Consider the following 16,647-nt stretch of genomic DNA (forward strand, 5'->3'; position numbering starts at 1 on the left):
CTCCTTCTTCAGACGATTATCAGGCTGAAAGCCAGGCGAACTCATGGAAGCGATAGCCCATCAGCATGCCCGATGGCCAGGCTTCAAGTCCGTTAACCTTCTTGCTGTAACCGTCCATGGAACTGATAAATGCCGGGATGAGCGTTCCGCAGTGGTCATAGATCAGGGTTTGCATATCGCCGTACATCTGCTTGCGTTTGGCTTTATCACGTTCGCCACGTGCCGCAATCACCAACTGATCGAACTGAGGGTTTTTCCAGCCGCTCTCGTTGGTGGATGAGCTTGACAGGTAGAACTGTGAGAACAGCATATCGAGCGTCGGGCGCGGGTTGATCGAGCCGTAGCCCACCGGATCTTTCATCCAGTGGGTGCCCCAGTAGCCTTCATAAGGCACGCGACGCACGTTGACGTTCAGGCCTGCATTGCGTCCTACCTGCTGAATCAGCTGTGCCCCTTCCGTTGCGCCTTCCAGCGGCGGAGAGGTCACAATCTCAATGGTCTGCCCGGTCATGCCCGCTTTGTTGATATAAAATTTGGCTTTTTCGGGATCGAGCGGACGCGGTTTAAGGTCGGCGTTAAACAGCGGATGCCAGGGTGGAACCGGCGTGTCATTACTCACGTCGCCAAAGCCCTGCAGCACGGTTTTCACGATGATTTCTCTGGGCTGCAGATATTTCATCGCCAGCACGAAATCCGGGTTGCTGCCGGGTTTGATATCGGTGCGGATAATCAGGTTGGTGTACATGCCACCTTTGGTTTCAAGCACCGCATGGTCCGGCGTACGGCTGATGCGCATACTGTCCGGCGCTTTCAGGCCCGAGGCCACCTGGATATCGCCCGACAGCAGCGCGTTGACGCGGGCGGCCTGATCGGTCACACCCAACAGTTCCACTTCATCCAGATGCGGTAGCCCCGGTTTAAAGTAGTTGGGGTTTTTGGTGCCCACGGTATTGACCCCGGGCGTGAAGCTTTTGCACACGAAGGGGCCGGTGCCGATCCCTTTGCTGAAATCTTTGGTGCCATCCTGAACGATCAGGAAGGGAGATGTCGTCAGCATGTAAGGAAGGTCAAAGTTGGGTGCCACGAGAACAAGCTGAACTTCATTGTCGTTCACAGCTGTAAGGGTCTTGAACTGTTCGGCAAGCTTGAATGCACTTGAGGCCACGGCGGGATCTTTATGGCGGTTAAGCGAGAAAATCACGTCTTTCGCGGTAAAGGGCTTACCGTCGTGGAACGTGACGCCTTTGCGCAGTTTGATGCTCCAGGTGATACCGTCGTCCGAATCCACCGACTCAGCCAGACCGGGCTTAACCGACATTGACTTGTCGACCTCTGTCAGACAGCTGTAAAACATAAACTGGCGCGTGTAGTCGGCGCTGTTGCTGCCTTTTGCCGGATCAAGCGTATCAGTCGCAGACGCGTTAGACATGCCAACACGTATTTTTCCGCCCTGAACCGGTTTGCTTTCTGCCAGCGCCACGCCGGGAAAGCCGATCAGTCCGGTGCTCATCACTGCACCGGCGGAAAGCAGCTTCATTAAACTGCGACGGGACAGCGTGCCCTCCGTGATCATCCGCGTCAGAGCAGGATTGGTTACGTCAGATTCTTTATTATCAATTTTACTCATCTGTACACCCTCATTACGTGTTCGAGAGAACATGGAAACATCCCCTGCGTCATTCAGACGGCGCATGCTGGCTGGCCGTTCCGCTGCCGGGCTGGCGAGTCGTCATTCACTGCGCGCCCAGAGCGGCCTGAAAAACAGTGTGAATTTATGAAAGGCGATCCTTTGCTTTGTAGTAGAGCCCGGCGAGCGGCAAAAACCACGGTTTTCCGTGATAGCCCGGTAGTGCAGGCCATGCCTCGCGCTGCCAGGGGTTATCGCGAGATTTCTCACTTATCAGATCGGCCATCACCCGGCCCATCCATACCGACATCTGCGTGCCATGCCCGCTGTAACCCAGCGAATAAAACACCCCGTCCTGTTCACCGGCATGTGGCAGACGATCGGCACTCATATCCACCATGCCGCCCCAGCAGTAGTCGATCTTCGTGTTAGCCAGTTGGGGGAACATTTTCGCCATTGCCGCATGCAGGATGTCGCCGCTGCGTGAATCCGACGTTGGATTGCTGATGGCGAAGCGCGCCCTGCCACCAAACACCAGACGGCTATCCGCCGTGGTACGGAAGTAGTTACCGATGTTCATCGAGGTCACGTAGTTGCGGTTTTCGGGCAGCAGCGCATGAAGCAGCGTGTTATCCAGTGGCTCAGTGACGACAATAAAACTGCCCACCGGCACAATACGACGCTGAAACCACGGGAACGGGCCTTCGCTGGAGCAGCCGGTTGCCATCAGCACTTTGTCGGCCAGGATTTCGCCCTGGCTGGTGACCACCCGGTGACGATAGCCGTCGAGCCGTACCAGCTGAGTGACGTGATGATGGGTATAGATTTTTGCGCCACTGCGCACCGCAGCTTCGGCCAGGCCCACACCAAACTTGCCCATGTGCATCTGGCCGCCATGCTGTTGCAAGAGTCCACCATGGAAGTCGCCACCGCCAATTTCACGCTGAACCTCATCTTTGCTCAGTAACTGGATATCGGGATCCACGGTGCGGCGCATCAGTGTCCAGGCGTCCTGCAGGCCGGAGAAGTGGGATGCCTTGCTGGCCAGTTTGAGCTTGCCGCACAGACGAAAATCGCAGTCGATCTGCTCTTGCTTAATTAACTGCTCAACATAGGTCACCGCATCGTCAAATGCCTTGTAGAAGCGACTGGCCTGGTCAAGTCCGTGGCTGCCAACCAGCGAGGCAAAGTTTTGCGCCACGCCGGTGTTGCAATGGCCGCCGTTGCGTGACGAGGCCTGACTCATCACCTCTTCGCTGTCCAGCACCACCACATTAATTCCGCTACGCGCCAGCGTCAGCGCTGCGGACACACCGGTAAAACCCGCCCCAATCACGACCACATCGGCCTGTGCCGGTAAGGGGGCTTTAGCGGCGGCGCTGAACGACGGGGCGGTGGCTTGCCAGTACGATTCCAGTTTCATGACGGTGTCCTCAAAGACCGACGACGCCAGGCAGGCCGCCAATATCTTTAATTTCGGTGTATTGATAATAGGGATTGGCCGGTTCATGCCCGCGATTGACCCAGACCTTATGCTTAATGCCCAGGTCGTGCGCGGTCATCAGGTCATAACGGAAACTGGATGACACATGCAGAATTTCGTCCGGACGGCAGTCCAGTTTTTCCAGCATGTATTCAAAGCCTTTCATCTGAGGTTTATAGGCACCGGCCTCTTCCGCCGTAATCGCCATATGCACAGGCGCGCCAAGACGAGGAATGTGATGCGGAATCAGGTCGTTCATTGAGTTGGTCAGCAGCACCAGCGGAAATTCTTTCGCCACTTTGGCTAATCCGGCGGGCACATCCGGATGCGGTCCCCAGGTGGCGCAGTCGGTGTAGATAAAATCACTGTCTGCCTGCTCCCATTTCACGCCCCATTTTTTACAGGTGCGCTGAATCGCATTGCTCACCACGTCGTAATAAGGCTTCCAGGCACCCAGCACCTCATCCAGACGATAGCCCGAAAAGTCAGCGACAAAGGCATCCATGGCATTCGCGTCCACCCGCTCCGCAAAACAGCGCTTTGCTGCACCTGCCATATCAAAAAAGATCAGCGTGCCGTAACAATCAAAAGTGATGAATTTGGGTTTAAACAGTGCCATGGAATTAACCTCGTTATTGTCAGGTGTGGTGCTTAAAAATCGATAAGTACGCTTTTCTGGCGCTGGCAGGCCTGGAACGCCTGGCGTCCCAAATCTTTACCAATACCCGAGCCCAGAAAACCGCCGGTTGGAATGATGAAATCGCCGGAGCGTCCATAGCGATTGACCCACACGGTACCGGCGTCAATCGCCCGTATCGCCCGCATGGCCCGTGGCAGGCTCAGCGTATGCACACCGGCACACAGGCCGTACGTATCATGTGCTGCCAGCGCCAGCCCCTGCTCTTCATCGTCGAAGGTCTGAATGGTCAGTACCGGACCAAAAATTTCCTGCTGTACCGCCGGATTATCCTGCTTCACCTGGCTTAACAGCGTGGGTTGCCAGAACCAGCCCTCATCGGTGTCCGCGAAGCGTTCGCCGCCTACCAGCACCTCAGCGCCCTGCGCTTTGGCATCTTCAATGACCGAACGCACTTTATTGCCCTGGCGCGCATCAATCAGCGGTGCATAACGCGAGGTGTCCTGCCATGTAACGCCTGGCCTGGCCTCACGACATAACGCCGCCAGCCGTTCCGTCAGCGCATCGGCAATGCCGCGCTGCACGATTAAGCGCGTACCCGCAACGCAGGCCTGGCCGCCATTTGCGGTGAAGCCGCGCAGAATACGCTGCGCCAGCACCTCAATATCCCCTGCATCATCGAAAACCAGTTGGGGGCTTTTACCGCCCAGTTCCAGCGTAACGGGCTTCATGCCAAACTGTGCGGCATCGCTCATGATGCGCGCTCCGGTCAGGGTGGAACCGGTGAAAGACACTTTGCGCACTCGCGGATGTCTGACGAGCGCGCTGCCCGTTACCGCCCCGCTGCCCTGCACGATATTCAGGATGCCAGCGGGTAAACCAGCCTGAACCGCCAGCTCTGCCATGCGCACGGTAGAAAGCGGGGTGAGTTCAGAGGGTTTCAGCACCACCGCATTTCCTGCTGCCAGGGCCGGCCCGCATTTCCACGAGGCCATCGACAGGGGGAAATTCCAGGGCGTAATCGCCCCGATCACGCCATAGGGTTCGGCAATCAGCATTCCCAGGCTGCTATCCCGCGTGGGAAACAGGTCACCGCTGTATTTGTCAGCACATTCGGCATAGAAACGAATGGCTTCGGCGGTGAAGGGAATTTCATGCTGTACCACGTCGGCGATCGGACGCGTTGAGCCAAGTGCTTCAAGCTGGGCCAGCAGCAGATCCTGTTCGATTAAGTCCGCCCAGCGGCGCAAAACCCGACCGCGTTCACGGGGGGAACAACCTGACCAGCCGCTGGTTTTTAGTGCCTGATGCGCCGTCATCACGGCACGATCAACATCTTCCGCCTGCGCTTCATGCAGGGTGGCAAAAACACGACCATCTGAGGGGCGTTTAACGGCAAAAGATTCGCCTTGTGTTTGCACATGTTTCCCGCCGATATAATGGCCTAACGGGAGTGGCACGCTTTCCGGGTCGAAACTCAACATGGAAGAATCCTTATTTGTTACACCCATCACACTCTGGATTGGTTAAATTTCGGCAATGCTTTTCTGAATAAGTAATTAGGTAATGCAGAAAGTATGCCAGCCGTTAAAAAAATAAAAATGCGTTTAAAACGACGCAAAAAAATTTTTCTGCCGTATTAATGACGGATTTATTGCGGAATTGCCGAAGCGTTAAACAGATGATTTACCTCACAAAAAACCCGCCTTGCTTTGGTGCATTGCGCATGAAACTTGCACTAAAAAGGAGAAAAGGCGCAAAAACCAGATCTGACGCACAAAAAAAAGCGCCAGCATAACGATTATGCTGGCGCCTGAATTCAGTTATTACGTCTTAAATTACAAACTGCCGAGATGGAATGTTTTTTGTTCCAGATATTCATCAATTCCGTAACGTGAACCTTCACGACCGATTCCCGATAATTTAACGCCGCCAAAGGGCGCCACTTCTAAAGAGATTACGCCCGTATTAAATCCTACCATGCCAAATTCCAGCGCTTCCGCTACCCGCCAGGCGCGTCGAATATTCTCCGTGAAGAAATACGCGCCCAGGCCATAAGGCGTGTCGTTCGCCATCGCCAATGCCTGCGCCTCATCGTCAAACACAAACAGTGGTGCCACCGGGCCAAAGGTCTCTTCCTGCGCAATGCGCATCTCACTCGTCACCTGCCCCAGAACGGTAGGCTGAACCCAGGTTCCCGCTCCGCTGCTGATGCCGCCCGTTAACAGCGTCGCCCCTTTCTGTAAGGCATCGTCGATATGTGCATTGACCTTTTCAACCGCGGCGGTATTGATCAGGGGCCCGAGGGTGCTACCGGCCGCAAATCCGTCGCCCACCTTGAGGGTGGCCACGGCTTCCAGTAAGCGGGCGGAAAAGCGTTCATAGATGTTGCGCTGTACCAGAATCCGGTTGGCGCAGACACAGGTTTGCCCGGCGTTACGGAATTTGCTGGTCATGACGCCAGCCACCGCGATCTCAATATCGGCGTCATCGAAAACGATTAACGGCGCGTTGCCGCCCAGTTCCAGACTCAACCGTTTTACGCTGTCGGCACATTGTTTCATCAGTAACTGACCCACACGGGTTGAGCCGGTGAATGAAATTTTACGCACCAGGCGGCTTTCGGTCAGTGCGGCGCCAATTTCCGTCGGCATACCGGTGACCACCTGCAAAACACCGGACGGAAAGCCGGCGCGCTCTGCCAGAACCGCCAGCGCCAGGGCAGACAGCGGCGTCAGGTCAGAAGGTTTAACGATAATCGGACAACCCGCCGCCAGCGCAGGCGCCACCTTGCGGGTAATCATGGCAATGGGAAAATTCCACGGCGTAATGGCTGCCGCTACGCCGACCGGCTGTTTTAACACGATGATTCTGCGGTCGGACGTGGGCGCGGGAATGGTATCGCCGTAAATGCGACGCGCCTCTTCGGCAAACCACTTAACGAAACTGGCTCCGTAAAGGACTTCGCCTCTGGCTTCCGCCAGCGGTTTGCCCTGCTCGGCCGTCATGATGATGGCAAGATCGTCGGCGTTATCGACAATCAACTGATACCACTTTTCCAGCAGTGCGGCGCGTGTGGCGTTGGGTGTTTTAGCCCAGTCATGGCGTACCGACTCCGCATGATCGATCGCCGCCTCGGTTTCCTTCAGCCCCAGCGCCGGAACCGTCGCCAGCGTCTCACCGGTTGCCGGATCGATAACCGGCAGCGTTTCGCCCTGATAACCGTTCTGCCATTGACCCGCAAACAGCGCCTGCTGACGCAACAGCGTGTGATCTTTTAGTTGTATACGTGACATCGCATCCCCCTTTGTTCAGATCTTTCCACTTTATCGGGAGGGGAGAAGCGCAGGATGTTGTTATTGCCGGCCAGAAAGCGTTCGCTGTGAGGATTTACGGCAGAAAAAAAATTTTATGCCGTTGTGCCAGGGCGCTGGATGTTCAGGGTCGCTAAATCTGAAAATCGATAACCGGCTCATCGTCACCCGAGGAGGACAGTGCCTGCTCTTTAATCTCTTCAAGCGATAAGTTGGCGTTGCACAGCTCCAGAAATTGCCAGACATAGTTGCGCTGCAGTTGGCCCCGCTTCAGCCCCAGCCACACGGTATTAGCCTCAAACAGATGCGTGGCATCCAGCCTGACCAGCTCACCGCCCGGTTCGGTTTCACAGGCCTGATCGGCCAGAATACCGACACCAAGGCCAAGTTTGACATAGGTTTTCACCACATCGGAATCCTGTGCGCTGAGCACGATGTCCGGCTTTAAGCCTGCCCCCTGGAAGGCCCGGTCCACACGTGAACGCCCGGTAATCCCCTGGCGATAAGTAATGAGCGGATGGTGACTGAGCGCATTGAGCGATACCGGCTGTTGCTGCACCAGCTCGTGATCGTGCGGCACCAGCAGGGCATGATGCCAGCTAAACCACGGAAACGCCGCCAGGCTGCTGTTATTCACCAGCATCTCACTGGCAATTCCGACATCCACCTCGCCTGCCAGCAGCATGTTCACAATTTCCTGCGGTGAGCCCTGGTTCAGTTCAAGCCTGACGTTGGGATAAAGCTGGCGAAACGCCTTGATGACGGGCGGCAGACTGTAACGCGCCTGCGTATGCGTGGTGGCGATGGAAAGGATACCGCTGGATTCATTGGTAAACACGTCAGCCAGACGGCGGACTTTACCGGCTTCGTCCAAAATGCGCTCCGCAATGGTTAATAGCGCTTTCCCGGGCTCTGTCATGCCAAGCAGCCGCTTGCCGCGTCGGATAAAGATTTCAACCCCAAGCTCATCTTCAAGATCGCGAATATGGCGACTGACGCCCGATTGCGAAGTAAATAGCGTGCTTGCGACCTCTGTAAGGTTGAACTCCCGTCGTGCCGCTTCGCGGATAATTTTAAGTTGCTGGAAATTCACACTATTTACCTCTCTTTACACAATCTGATAAACAGAGGGTAAAAAGGATTTTCGATAACTGGAAATACTAAAAAAGTTTTATTTATGCATTTGAAGCATATAGAACAGGGCGGGAGACGTTGAGCTGCATTCTGATGGACAATCACAGAAAGGGCAGCGGCGCGATATCTACGCGCCCTGCTTCAGAGAAAGTGGGTCAGGACAGGCGTTCTAGCTGACCAGGGTGAGTTCCCGTTTTTCCGTCAGCGGTTTGTTCAGCAGCGACAGCAGGATATTTTTAACGGCCTGCGCCGGGGGCGATAAAGGTAACCGATGTGAAAGGTTAAGCGATAACGGCAGGCTGATCGTCGGGCTGGTAATACGCGCCATCCATGCCTGGGTGGAACCCACCAGCGCCCGGGCGGCGGATTCCGGCAATACAGTGACGCCCATCCCGCTGGATATCGCGGCGGTCAGCGTGGAAAGCGACTCTATTTCACCAATAATACGCGCACTCAGGCGGCGCAGTGAAAATGCCTCGTCAACGCGCTGACGCACGGCACTGTAATCGCGTGGCAAAAACAGGCTCATCTGTGCCACTTCAGCCAGATCCACATTGGTACCCGGACAGGCAGTGGTGCCGACCAGATACAGATCTTCTTTGAGCAGCGGTAGACTGTTGATCCCTGCCGTCGGCGCACGGTCATACAGCACGGCCATATCCAGCTGCCCGCTAATAATGTTTTCATTCAGGGCGCTGCTGCTGTTTTCATGCAGGTAAACAATGATATCCGGATACTGTTCCCGTACCGTTTGCAGCAATGGCATCGTCAGCGAGGAGGCGGCCGTTCCGGGAGCCAGTCCAATGGAAACCTGCCCTTTCACCACTTCACCGGCATTCATCACCGCTGACTGTGCCAGCTCACACTGTCGCAGAATAACGCGCGCATGGCTGTAGAGTAATTTTCCGGCTTCCGTAGGTGTTACGCCGCGTTTGGTGCGATTCAGAAGCTGCTGCTCCAGCTCACCTTCAAGCGTAGCAACCTGCTGGCTTAACGCAGGCTGGGCAATATGCAGCACTTCTGCTGCCCGCGTCAGGCTACCGATATCGACGATTTTCACAAAGTATTTCAGCCGTCTTAAATTCATCTTGCCTCCGTTGCTACGTCAAGGTTTCTGGCTGATCCGTATCAACCAGCCTGTATACAGATGAATTGCAATATGCAGACCAGGTTTATTCAGATCGCGAAACATGTCGGGAAATAATTGCTAAGCATCAGAATAAACAGCATTTCTCTGTACCTCCAAAGAGGTAAGTCGGGGAGGACCGCCGCATTCAGGCGGCGACACAGGGTGAGCTGCACCTCAATAGTGCGAAACATGTCAAACCAGCGTGCAGCGTCGGCCCTGTGCCAGCAAAGGTTATCGACGTGCCAGCGTCCGGCCCGGTTATGCAGGAGAAAAAGCAGAAAGAGAGTGAGATGCGTGGCTGCGTGGCTGCGTGGCTGCGTGGCTGCGTGGCTGCGTGGCTGCGTGGCTGCGTAAAAGTCTAAGACTGTTGGCTGAGGAGAAACAGGTTTATTGCCTGAGCGGTTGATCGATTCGAAACGTCTTCCCACCTGTAACGCTCAATACGCTCATGTTTTTTTAAAACGTCAGAAAGGCGAACACGCAAACACATTTGTGTTGATGCAAGGCGGCGATTCTCTGGCACCAGAGAAAACCCCCACGGGATTCCGTTTAAACGCTTTTTGGTTTTGCTGTCTTTTGTTCACCCCAGCCAGCGAAGTGCGAATACGCAAACGCATTTATGTTGTAGCAAGGCGGCGCCAGGCGCTTAGGCCCAGGAGCATAGTAAACTATGTGACTGGGATAAGCGCCTGGCGCCAACGCCGCTACGGCGCAAAGGCGGCAGCGTATTTTAGCGTTTAGCGCGATTACGTCGCATATCGATGGTAACTGCGGCGACGATGATGATGCCTTTGATGATGTCCTGGATATAGGCATCCACCCCAACAAAGGTGAATCCGCTTTTAATCAGACCAAGAATTACCGCACCAATCAGCGTGCCGGTAATACGGCCCACTCCACCCATCAGGCTGCTGCCGCCGATCACCGCTGCGGCAATCGCATCCAGTTCGTAGCCCACGCCCATGCTTGACTGGCCGCTGCTGACGCGTGCCGCCAGCACTACGCCTGCCAGGCCTGACAGCGCACCCGCAATGGTGTAAACGATGATCAGGTATTTGTTGACGTTAATGCCGGACACTTTGGCCGACGTCATATTGCCGCCGATGGCATAAACATATTTGCCATAACGGGTATGTTTCAGCGCAACGTGAAACACCAGCGCCACAACCAGAAAAATCACCACCGGCATGGCACCCTGACCAATAGAGGTGAATCCATCGGACAGAAAACTGATGGGGTTACCCTGGGTGTAATACTGCGCCAGACCGCGCGCAGAAACCATCATGCCCAGTGTGGCAATAAAAGGTGGGATGCCGGTGCGGGTAATCAATACGCCATTGATCAACCCGCACAGTAAACCGACGCCAATACCGGCAGCAATCGGCACGGCCGCAGGCATATTCACCAGGGATGGAAACATCGGCGTCAGCGTATCTGAGGTTTGCGCCAGGCTGGCAGCCACCACCGCAGTCAACGCAATCACCGAACCGGAAGAGAGATCGATACCGGTCGTAATGATCACCTGGGTTACACCGACGGCGATGATACCGATGATAGCGACCTGCAATACGATTAAAATCAGGCGGTTCGTGTTCATCAGGAACGACTGATCGCGAACATACCAGCCAAAAATTTCAAAAATTAAGGCAATCCCCACCATTACCACAAAGATGCCGGTATCCTTTGGAACCCGGTGACGCAGGCTTGCCAGGAAAGAGGGTTGTTGCTGAGAAGCCTGAGCGGCCGTGGCTTTCATATTACTCATCGTGGTTTCGCGCCTCATTCGGATGCTAACGACAAAATAGTTTCCTGATCGGCCTCTTCTTTATCGAGGATGCCGGTAATGCGCCCACCATGCATCACCATGATGCGGTCACTCATGCCCAGAATTTCAGGCAGCTCTGAGGACACCATAATGATGGCAACGCCACGGTTGGCAAGCTCACTAATCAAACGATAAATTTCTGCTTTTGCCCCAACATCAATGCCGCGCGTCGGCTCATCCAGGATCAGGATTTTCGGTTGAGCCAATAGCCAGCGGGCGATAAGCACTTTCTGCTGATTGCCGCCGCTCAGGTTATTGATGATTTGATCCATGGTAGGGGTTTTAATATTCAGACGGCGAATTTGATCCATGCAGTCCTGAGCCATTTTGACATGGCTGACAAAGCCGCTTTTGCCGCTGTATTCCGGCATGTTGACAATGCTCATGTTCTCCAGCACCGACAACACCAAAAACAATCCTGACTTTTTACGATCTTCAGTCAAAAATGCCATGCCCTTTTCGATGGCGACCGACGGTGAGTCAATATTCGCCGGGATGCCGTCAATCAGAATTTCGCCGCTGTCAAAATGCGTCATGCCAAACAGGCTTTCCATCACTTCACTGCGCCCGGCTCCGACCAGGCCTGCCACACCGAGAATTTCTCCCCGGCGCACACCGAAACTGACGTCGGTGAAGCGGTCTTTGCAGCTCAGATGACGAACGGTCAGCACCTCTTCCCCGATGGCATTGTTGAATTTAGGGAAAAGCTGTGTCAGCTCACGCCCGACCATTTTAGTGATCAGAGACTGGCGCGTGAACGCACTGGTGCTGTCGCTGCCCACCCAACTGCCGTCACGAAACACGCTGATCTCATCCGTGATGGAAAAGATCTCATCCATTTTGTGACTGATATAAACGATGGCTTTACCCTGTTCGCGCAGATCGCGAATGATGGTAAACAAATGTGCGACTTCGGTTTCCGTCAACGCGGAGGTGGGCTCATCCATAATAACAATGTCGGCATCCCAGGACACCGCTTTGGCGATTTCCACCATCTGCTGTGAGGCGATGCTCAGTTCGCCTACCATGCGGTCGGCTTTCAGTTTGATATTGAGCCGGTTAAGCAGCGCCTGCGTGTCTTTATTTAGCCGGGCATGATCGACAAAACCAAATTTCATCGGCTCCCGCCCCAGCCAGATATTCTCGGCCACGGTCATGTGCGGCACCAGATTCAGCTCCTGGTGGATCATTGACACACCCGAACGTAACGCATCCATGGTGTCCCTGAACTGCACTGGCTCCCCTTTAATCTTGATGGTGCCCTGATCGGGACGGTAAATCCCGATCAGGCACTTCATTAAAGTGGATTTGCCCGCGCCATTTTCACCCATCAAAGCATGTACCGTTCCAGAGCGGACGCGCAGCGACACATTGTCCAGTGCCTTCACACCCGGAAAGAACTTGCTGATGCCTTCGGCTTCAAGCGCAAAAGCGGTCATACATCACCTCCGTACTGCGGGTTCAGACGTTTATTTTTGGTTCATGCTGGTATATTTGGTGTAGTTGTCTTTGGTGATCAGCTGGAATGGGATATCAACAATCTTCTGCACTTTTTCACCGTTTGCCAGTTTGATTGCGGTCTGAACAGCGCCTTCACCCTGCCCTTTTGCATCCTGGAATACGCTGGCCACCATCTTGCCGTTCTTGATCATCTGCAACGCATCCGGTGTGCCATCCACGCCTGCCACCAGAATGTGTTTATCGTTCTTGCCTAATGCCTGAATGGCACCAATCGCCATTTCATCATTGTTTGACGCGATGGCATTGATATCATCGCCAGCGGTCATCCAGTTGCTCACGACATCTACCGCATCGTTGCGGCTGAATTTCGCCGTCTGCTTTTGCACCACTTTAATATTCGGGTATTTCGCCACTACGGCTTCCACGCCTTTGGTGCGTTCGCGGGTCGATTCGTTAGCCAGATCACCTAATAAAATGGCAACGTTGCCCTTGCCGTTCATCGCCTTCGCCAGAGCTTCCATCTGCAGACGGCCCGCCAGTTCAGAGTCAGAGCCCACAAACGCCATTTTGTCGCCTAGCTGGGCCTGGGGTTTACGGTTAACAAATACCAACGCCACACCGGCCTTGGACGCCTGATCGATAATGGGTTTTACGGCGTCAGTGTCGACGGGGTTAACAATGATGGCGTCAACGCCCTGTCCAATAAAGTTCTGTACCTGCTGGAGCTGCTGGGCCACATCGCCTTTGGCATCTTCGATCTGGCCTTTGACGCCATCTTTTTTCATCTCATTTTGTACAGCGTTACGCACAATCGTCAGAAAGTTGTCATCAAACACCGCCATAGAAACACCCACGGAAATATCTTTCGCCATCGCAGCGGCGGGCAACATGCAGGCTAACAGTGAGGCAACAATCGTTTTTTTGATGTTCATAGGGACCCTTCTTATTTGTTAACTTGCTAGCGATTTACGTTTCGAATGAAAAATATCTTTTACATTCACACTGCCTCGCCGGCGTTTTTATGGAAAATTTGAGGTAAGACGACTACGTTGATGCTTTTGCTAAAATCACCACTGCTTTTCTTATCCGCATGATTTTACTTAACATGCTGACGGTATTGTCCTGACGCTGGTACGTCCATCCCACTTTCAGGCGCCAAGCAGTTTGTTTATTCCATATATTTCTTTTTTGAAATTTTTATCATAAAAGCACTGAAACAAGCGTTTTGATATCGTCAAATAACAAAACTTTGACATGCGTCTAACATCTACTGAGAAATGGCGTTAAAGTGAGATCCTGTTAGCAGTTTGAAAAGCAAGCGAATGTGTCTGATATTCACCAATGCGCTGCTTTTACGAGCACTTAAACGCAAACCATGAAAGAGGGCTTTGACATCCCTAACCGGCGCCGCTACTATTCGCCCCGTTCTGACAATTCCTCTGTAGTTCAGTCGGTAGAACGGCGGACTGTTAATCCGTATGTCACTGGTTCGAGTCCAGTCAGAGGAGCCAAATTCTTGTTTTCAGGCATGCTTTAAAGCCTTTCAATCCGGTTTTATTACGTCTGCGTGAGAAGTTTTTCCGATGCGTAGTGGGGCTAACCTGCGCATTCGGCAAAACAGCAAGTCTGATTGGCATCATTCCCGCTCGATAATAGCGTCATAAATCTGTTCCCCAGCCGTACGTGAAAAGCCCCAGCATCCCCCCTTGTAATTGCCTTTTATACTGACTGATTCACAGCGTCTTTCTCTGCTTGTCCATCCGAACGGTTCACGCCGCTGTCCTCTCCGATAGCGCCTCGACCAAAAAGAATCCCGCATTGCATCAGGTGCCCGTCACTGACTCCGTCTGCCATCCGCGCGACGCTATGCGTAAATGGCTGAAAAAGAAGGTCAATCCCGCATAACCGCACAGAACTGGAAAAGTCGGTTCAGATTCCGACCTGCAGGCTGGCGCAGTAACAGGAGGTATCCTGTTGAAAGCTAGGTTCTTCCGCGCTGTTCTGCGCCCGGTTTGGCTAACGTCTACACGGCCAAGGCTTTCTGTTTGTGAAGCGTGGCGCTGTCCGCGACAGCATTGGGCAAGGAAGCGCTGCCCATAGCGCTGGCGTGGTCAGGTATGTTTACAGGCAACAGAAGTCTTGAGTCATGTGTTGATATAAAAATAATGGCTTTTATGGCGTCAGCCCCTACCGATATCCCCTCCGTCTTAAAAAAGCGTCGTTCTGCGGTTTCTGAAAAGGACACTTAGGTTCACTCGTTCTTTGCCGAAAACAACATGGGTACGACAACACCATAACCGGAGAGAATGATGAAGGTATCGACACGACTGTCTGCTGGCTTTGCTTTTTTGATACTGCTTTTCGTCATCAGTTCAGCGGTTGCAATCAGCAATCTGCTTGAGACGCGTCAGAATATTGATGAGATCGTCAACACCAACCTTAAAAAAGTGACTTTGTCTAATGATGCAGGTACGGCGCTGAGAAACATGCTTGTTGAGGTGAGAAACATGGCGCTCTTCTCTGATCAAAAAGCAATTGAGAATGAGTGGGGGCGCTTTGAAACTCAGAAAGGGGTTTATACCCAGAAACGCACTGAGCTTGCATCCATGATCGAACGCGACCACAACCAGCAGGAAATTGGTCTACTCAGGAAAGTACAGCAGAATGAACAGGCCGCGCTCACGACACTCGCGACGGCGGCAAACATGGGCAGGCAGAGACAACTGAATGGCCTCGCAGATTATCTGACCAACGTTGTTCGTCCCCCTCAGCAAATCCTTATCTCCAGTCTCAACGAACTCACGGACATGCAGCGTGCCTTTGCTGAAAACACCGCCGTGGAAAGTAACGCATCCGCCAGCCGCGTTATCAAAACCTTTATTGTTCTCATCATTGCAACCGTCATTTCCGGCGCCCTGATTTGTCTCGTCATCAGCAGGAAGCTGATGCGCCAACTGGGCGGTGAACCTGCACAGGCTCAGGCGCTGGCCGCGACCATCGCTTCCGGGGACCTCACCTCCACCGTGCTGCTGCGTCGCAACGACACCAGCAGCCTGCTCGCCTCACTGGACAGCATGCAGGCCAGGCTGCGCGGCCTGGTATCGCAGATAAAGGATGCTTCCACTTCCGTGGCGCTGGCGGCCGACGAAATCGCCCAGGGCAACACCGAGCTGTCGTCACGAACCGAGCAGCAGGCGGCCGCCCTGCAGGAAACCGCTGCCAGCATGGAGCAGCTGACCGCCACGGTGAAGAGCAACACCGCTGGCGCGCAGCAAACCGCTGAATCGGCCCGCGATACGGCCCGCCTGGCCCGTTCGGGTGAGGCCGACGTGCAGCGGATGTCTGGCACAATGCAGGATATTTCCGTCAGTGCCGCTAAAGTCCGGGACATTACCTCGGTCATTGAAAGCATCGCGTTTCAGACCAACATCCTGGCCCTGAACGCCGCGGTGGAGGCGGCGCGCGCCGGCGAGGAAGGCCGCGGTTTTGCCGTGGTGGCCGGTGAGGTGCGGACGCTGGCGCAGCGTAGCGCCACGGCGGCCCGCGATATCAAAGTCCTGATTGAACAGGCCGTTGAGCAAGTGGAAAGTGGCGTTGCCGTGGCCTCCTCGACCGGGCAGAGCATCATCAAAATTGTCGGGATGGTCGGCGAGCTGGCGGAGGCCATGGACTCCCTCTCTCTGGCGTCCTCCGAGCAGATGCAGGGGATTTCACAGGTCAACGTGGCGGTGAGTCAGATGGACGGCGTGACGCAGAACAATGCGGCGCTGGTCGAGGAGTCGTCTTCAGCCTCGCGTTCGCTGTCTGAACAGGCGCAGGCGCTGCGCGGTATGGTAGCGGCGTTTCATGTCTGAAAACGGGTTGTGGGTTCATGGTGAAGCATATTTTCTGTTTTCGTAGCGCATCCCGGTTCAACGGGTGACGGCACAGGAATAAAGCCCTGATCCACAGCACAGAAAATCACAGGGTTTAGGCTGGCATTGCTGCCGTTGTTGCGCACGTATGACAACAATCGCCACACCCGGAGTAGCCCCCCT

General features: G+C 54.3%; 12 protein-coding genes and 1 tRNA gene. 3 read left to right on the top strand and 10 right to left on the bottom strand.

Going from position 1 to position 16,647, the window contains the following annotated elements:
- Positions 1 to 19: 19 nt before the first annotated feature.
- The 7 genes from EL29_RS10010 to nac all read right to left on the bottom strand — a co-directional run bounded on the left by EL29_RS10010 (position 20) and on the right by nac (position 9,282).
- Positions 20 to 1,627, bottom strand: a complete 1,608-nt coding sequence (locus tag EL29_RS10010) for an ABC transporter substrate-binding protein (protein WP_022623356.1) — start codon at positions 1,625 to 1,627, stop codon at positions 20 to 22.
- Positions 1,628 to 1,772: 145 nt separating this feature from the next.
- Positions 1,773 to 3,050: an NAD(P)/FAD-dependent oxidoreductase gene (locus EL29_RS10015; RefSeq protein ID WP_028715295.1), complete on the bottom strand. Its 1,278-nt coding sequence runs from the start codon at positions 3,048 to 3,050 to the stop codon at positions 1,773 to 1,775.
- 10 nt (positions 3,051 to 3,060) lie between these two features.
- Positions 3,061 to 3,729 (bottom strand): haloacid dehalogenase type II, encoded by a 669-nt coding sequence (locus EL29_RS10020; RefSeq protein ID WP_013026293.1) that lies wholly within the window; start codon positions 3,727 to 3,729, stop codon positions 3,061 to 3,063.
- A 32-nt stretch (positions 3,730 to 3,761) separates the two neighbouring features.
- Positions 3,762 to 5,231, bottom strand: coding sequence for an aldehyde dehydrogenase family protein (locus EL29_RS10025; protein ID WP_028715296.1), 1,470 nt, complete (start codon positions 5,229 to 5,231; stop codon positions 3,762 to 3,764).
- A gap of 354 nt (positions 5,232 to 5,585) precedes the next feature.
- Entirely contained in the window at positions 5,586 to 7,043 is a 1,458-nt protein-coding gene (locus EL29_RS10030; protein ID WP_019106487.1) for an NAD-dependent succinate-semialdehyde dehydrogenase, read from the bottom strand.
- Positions 7,044 to 7,194: 151 nt separating this feature from the next.
- The gene (gene cbl / locus EL29_RS10035; RefSeq protein WP_019106488.1) at positions 7,195 to 8,154 is read right to left on the bottom strand and encodes an HTH-type transcriptional regulator Cbl; all 960 of its coding nucleotides are present in this window, start codon (positions 8,152 to 8,154) and stop codon (positions 7,195 to 7,197) included.
- A 210-nt stretch (positions 8,155 to 8,364) separates the two neighbouring features.
- On the bottom strand, positions 8,365 to 9,282 hold the full coding sequence (gene nac, locus EL29_RS10040; RefSeq protein WP_013026297.1) for a nitrogen assimilation transcriptional regulator NAC: 918 nt from the start codon (positions 9,280 to 9,282) through the stop codon (positions 8,365 to 8,367).
- A gap of 281 nt (positions 9,283 to 9,563) precedes the next feature.
- Here nac and EL29_RS23310 point away from each other — a divergent pair, with 281 nt between their 5' ends.
- The gene (locus EL29_RS23310; protein WP_275100920.1) at positions 9,564 to 9,686 is read left to right on the top strand and encodes a hypothetical protein; all 123 of its coding nucleotides are present in this window, start codon (positions 9,564 to 9,566) and stop codon (positions 9,684 to 9,686) included.
- 368 nt (positions 9,687 to 10,054) lie between these two features.
- Here the strand turns inward: EL29_RS23310 and EL29_RS10045 are convergent, their stop codons facing one another.
- Genes EL29_RS10045 through EL29_RS10055 form a run of 3 tightly spaced genes read right to left on the bottom strand, consistent with a single transcriptional unit; the run spans position 10,055 to position 13,542 of the window.
- Positions 10,055 to 11,080, bottom strand: a complete 1,026-nt coding sequence (locus tag EL29_RS10045) for an ABC transporter permease (protein ID WP_028715298.1) — start codon at positions 11,078 to 11,080, stop codon at positions 10,055 to 10,057.
- Positions 11,081 to 11,103: 23 nt separating this feature from the next.
- Positions 11,104 to 12,588 carry a sugar ABC transporter ATP-binding protein gene (locus tag EL29_RS10050; RefSeq protein ID WP_013026299.1) on the bottom strand — a complete coding sequence of 495 codons (1,485 nt, stop codon included), beginning with the start codon at positions 12,586 to 12,588 and terminating at the stop codon, positions 11,104 to 11,106.
- A 30-nt stretch (positions 12,589 to 12,618) separates the two neighbouring features.
- Complete coding sequence (locus EL29_RS10055; RefSeq protein WP_013026300.1) at positions 12,619 to 13,542, bottom strand: sugar ABC transporter substrate-binding protein; 924 nt, start codon at positions 13,540 to 13,542, stop codon at positions 12,619 to 12,621.
- Positions 13,543 to 14,045: 503 nt separating this feature from the next.
- On the opposite strand from EL29_RS10055, the gene EL29_RS10060 reads away from it, so the two are divergent.
- Positions 14,046 to 14,121: transfer RNA gene (locus EL29_RS10060), tRNA-Asn, on the top strand.
- A gap of 798 nt (positions 14,122 to 14,919) precedes the next feature.
- Positions 14,920 to 16,464 (top strand): methyl-accepting chemotaxis protein, encoded by a 1,545-nt coding sequence (locus tag EL29_RS10065; RefSeq protein ID WP_028715299.1) that lies wholly within the window; start codon positions 14,920 to 14,922, stop codon positions 16,462 to 16,464.
- The last annotated feature ends 183 nt before the right edge of the window (positions 16,465 to 16,647 follow it).

It is taken from the genome of Pantoea ananatis LMG 2665 (assembly GCF_000710035.2).
Lineage (GTDB): Bacteria > Pseudomonadota > Gammaproteobacteria > Enterobacterales > Enterobacteriaceae > Pantoea > Pantoea ananatis.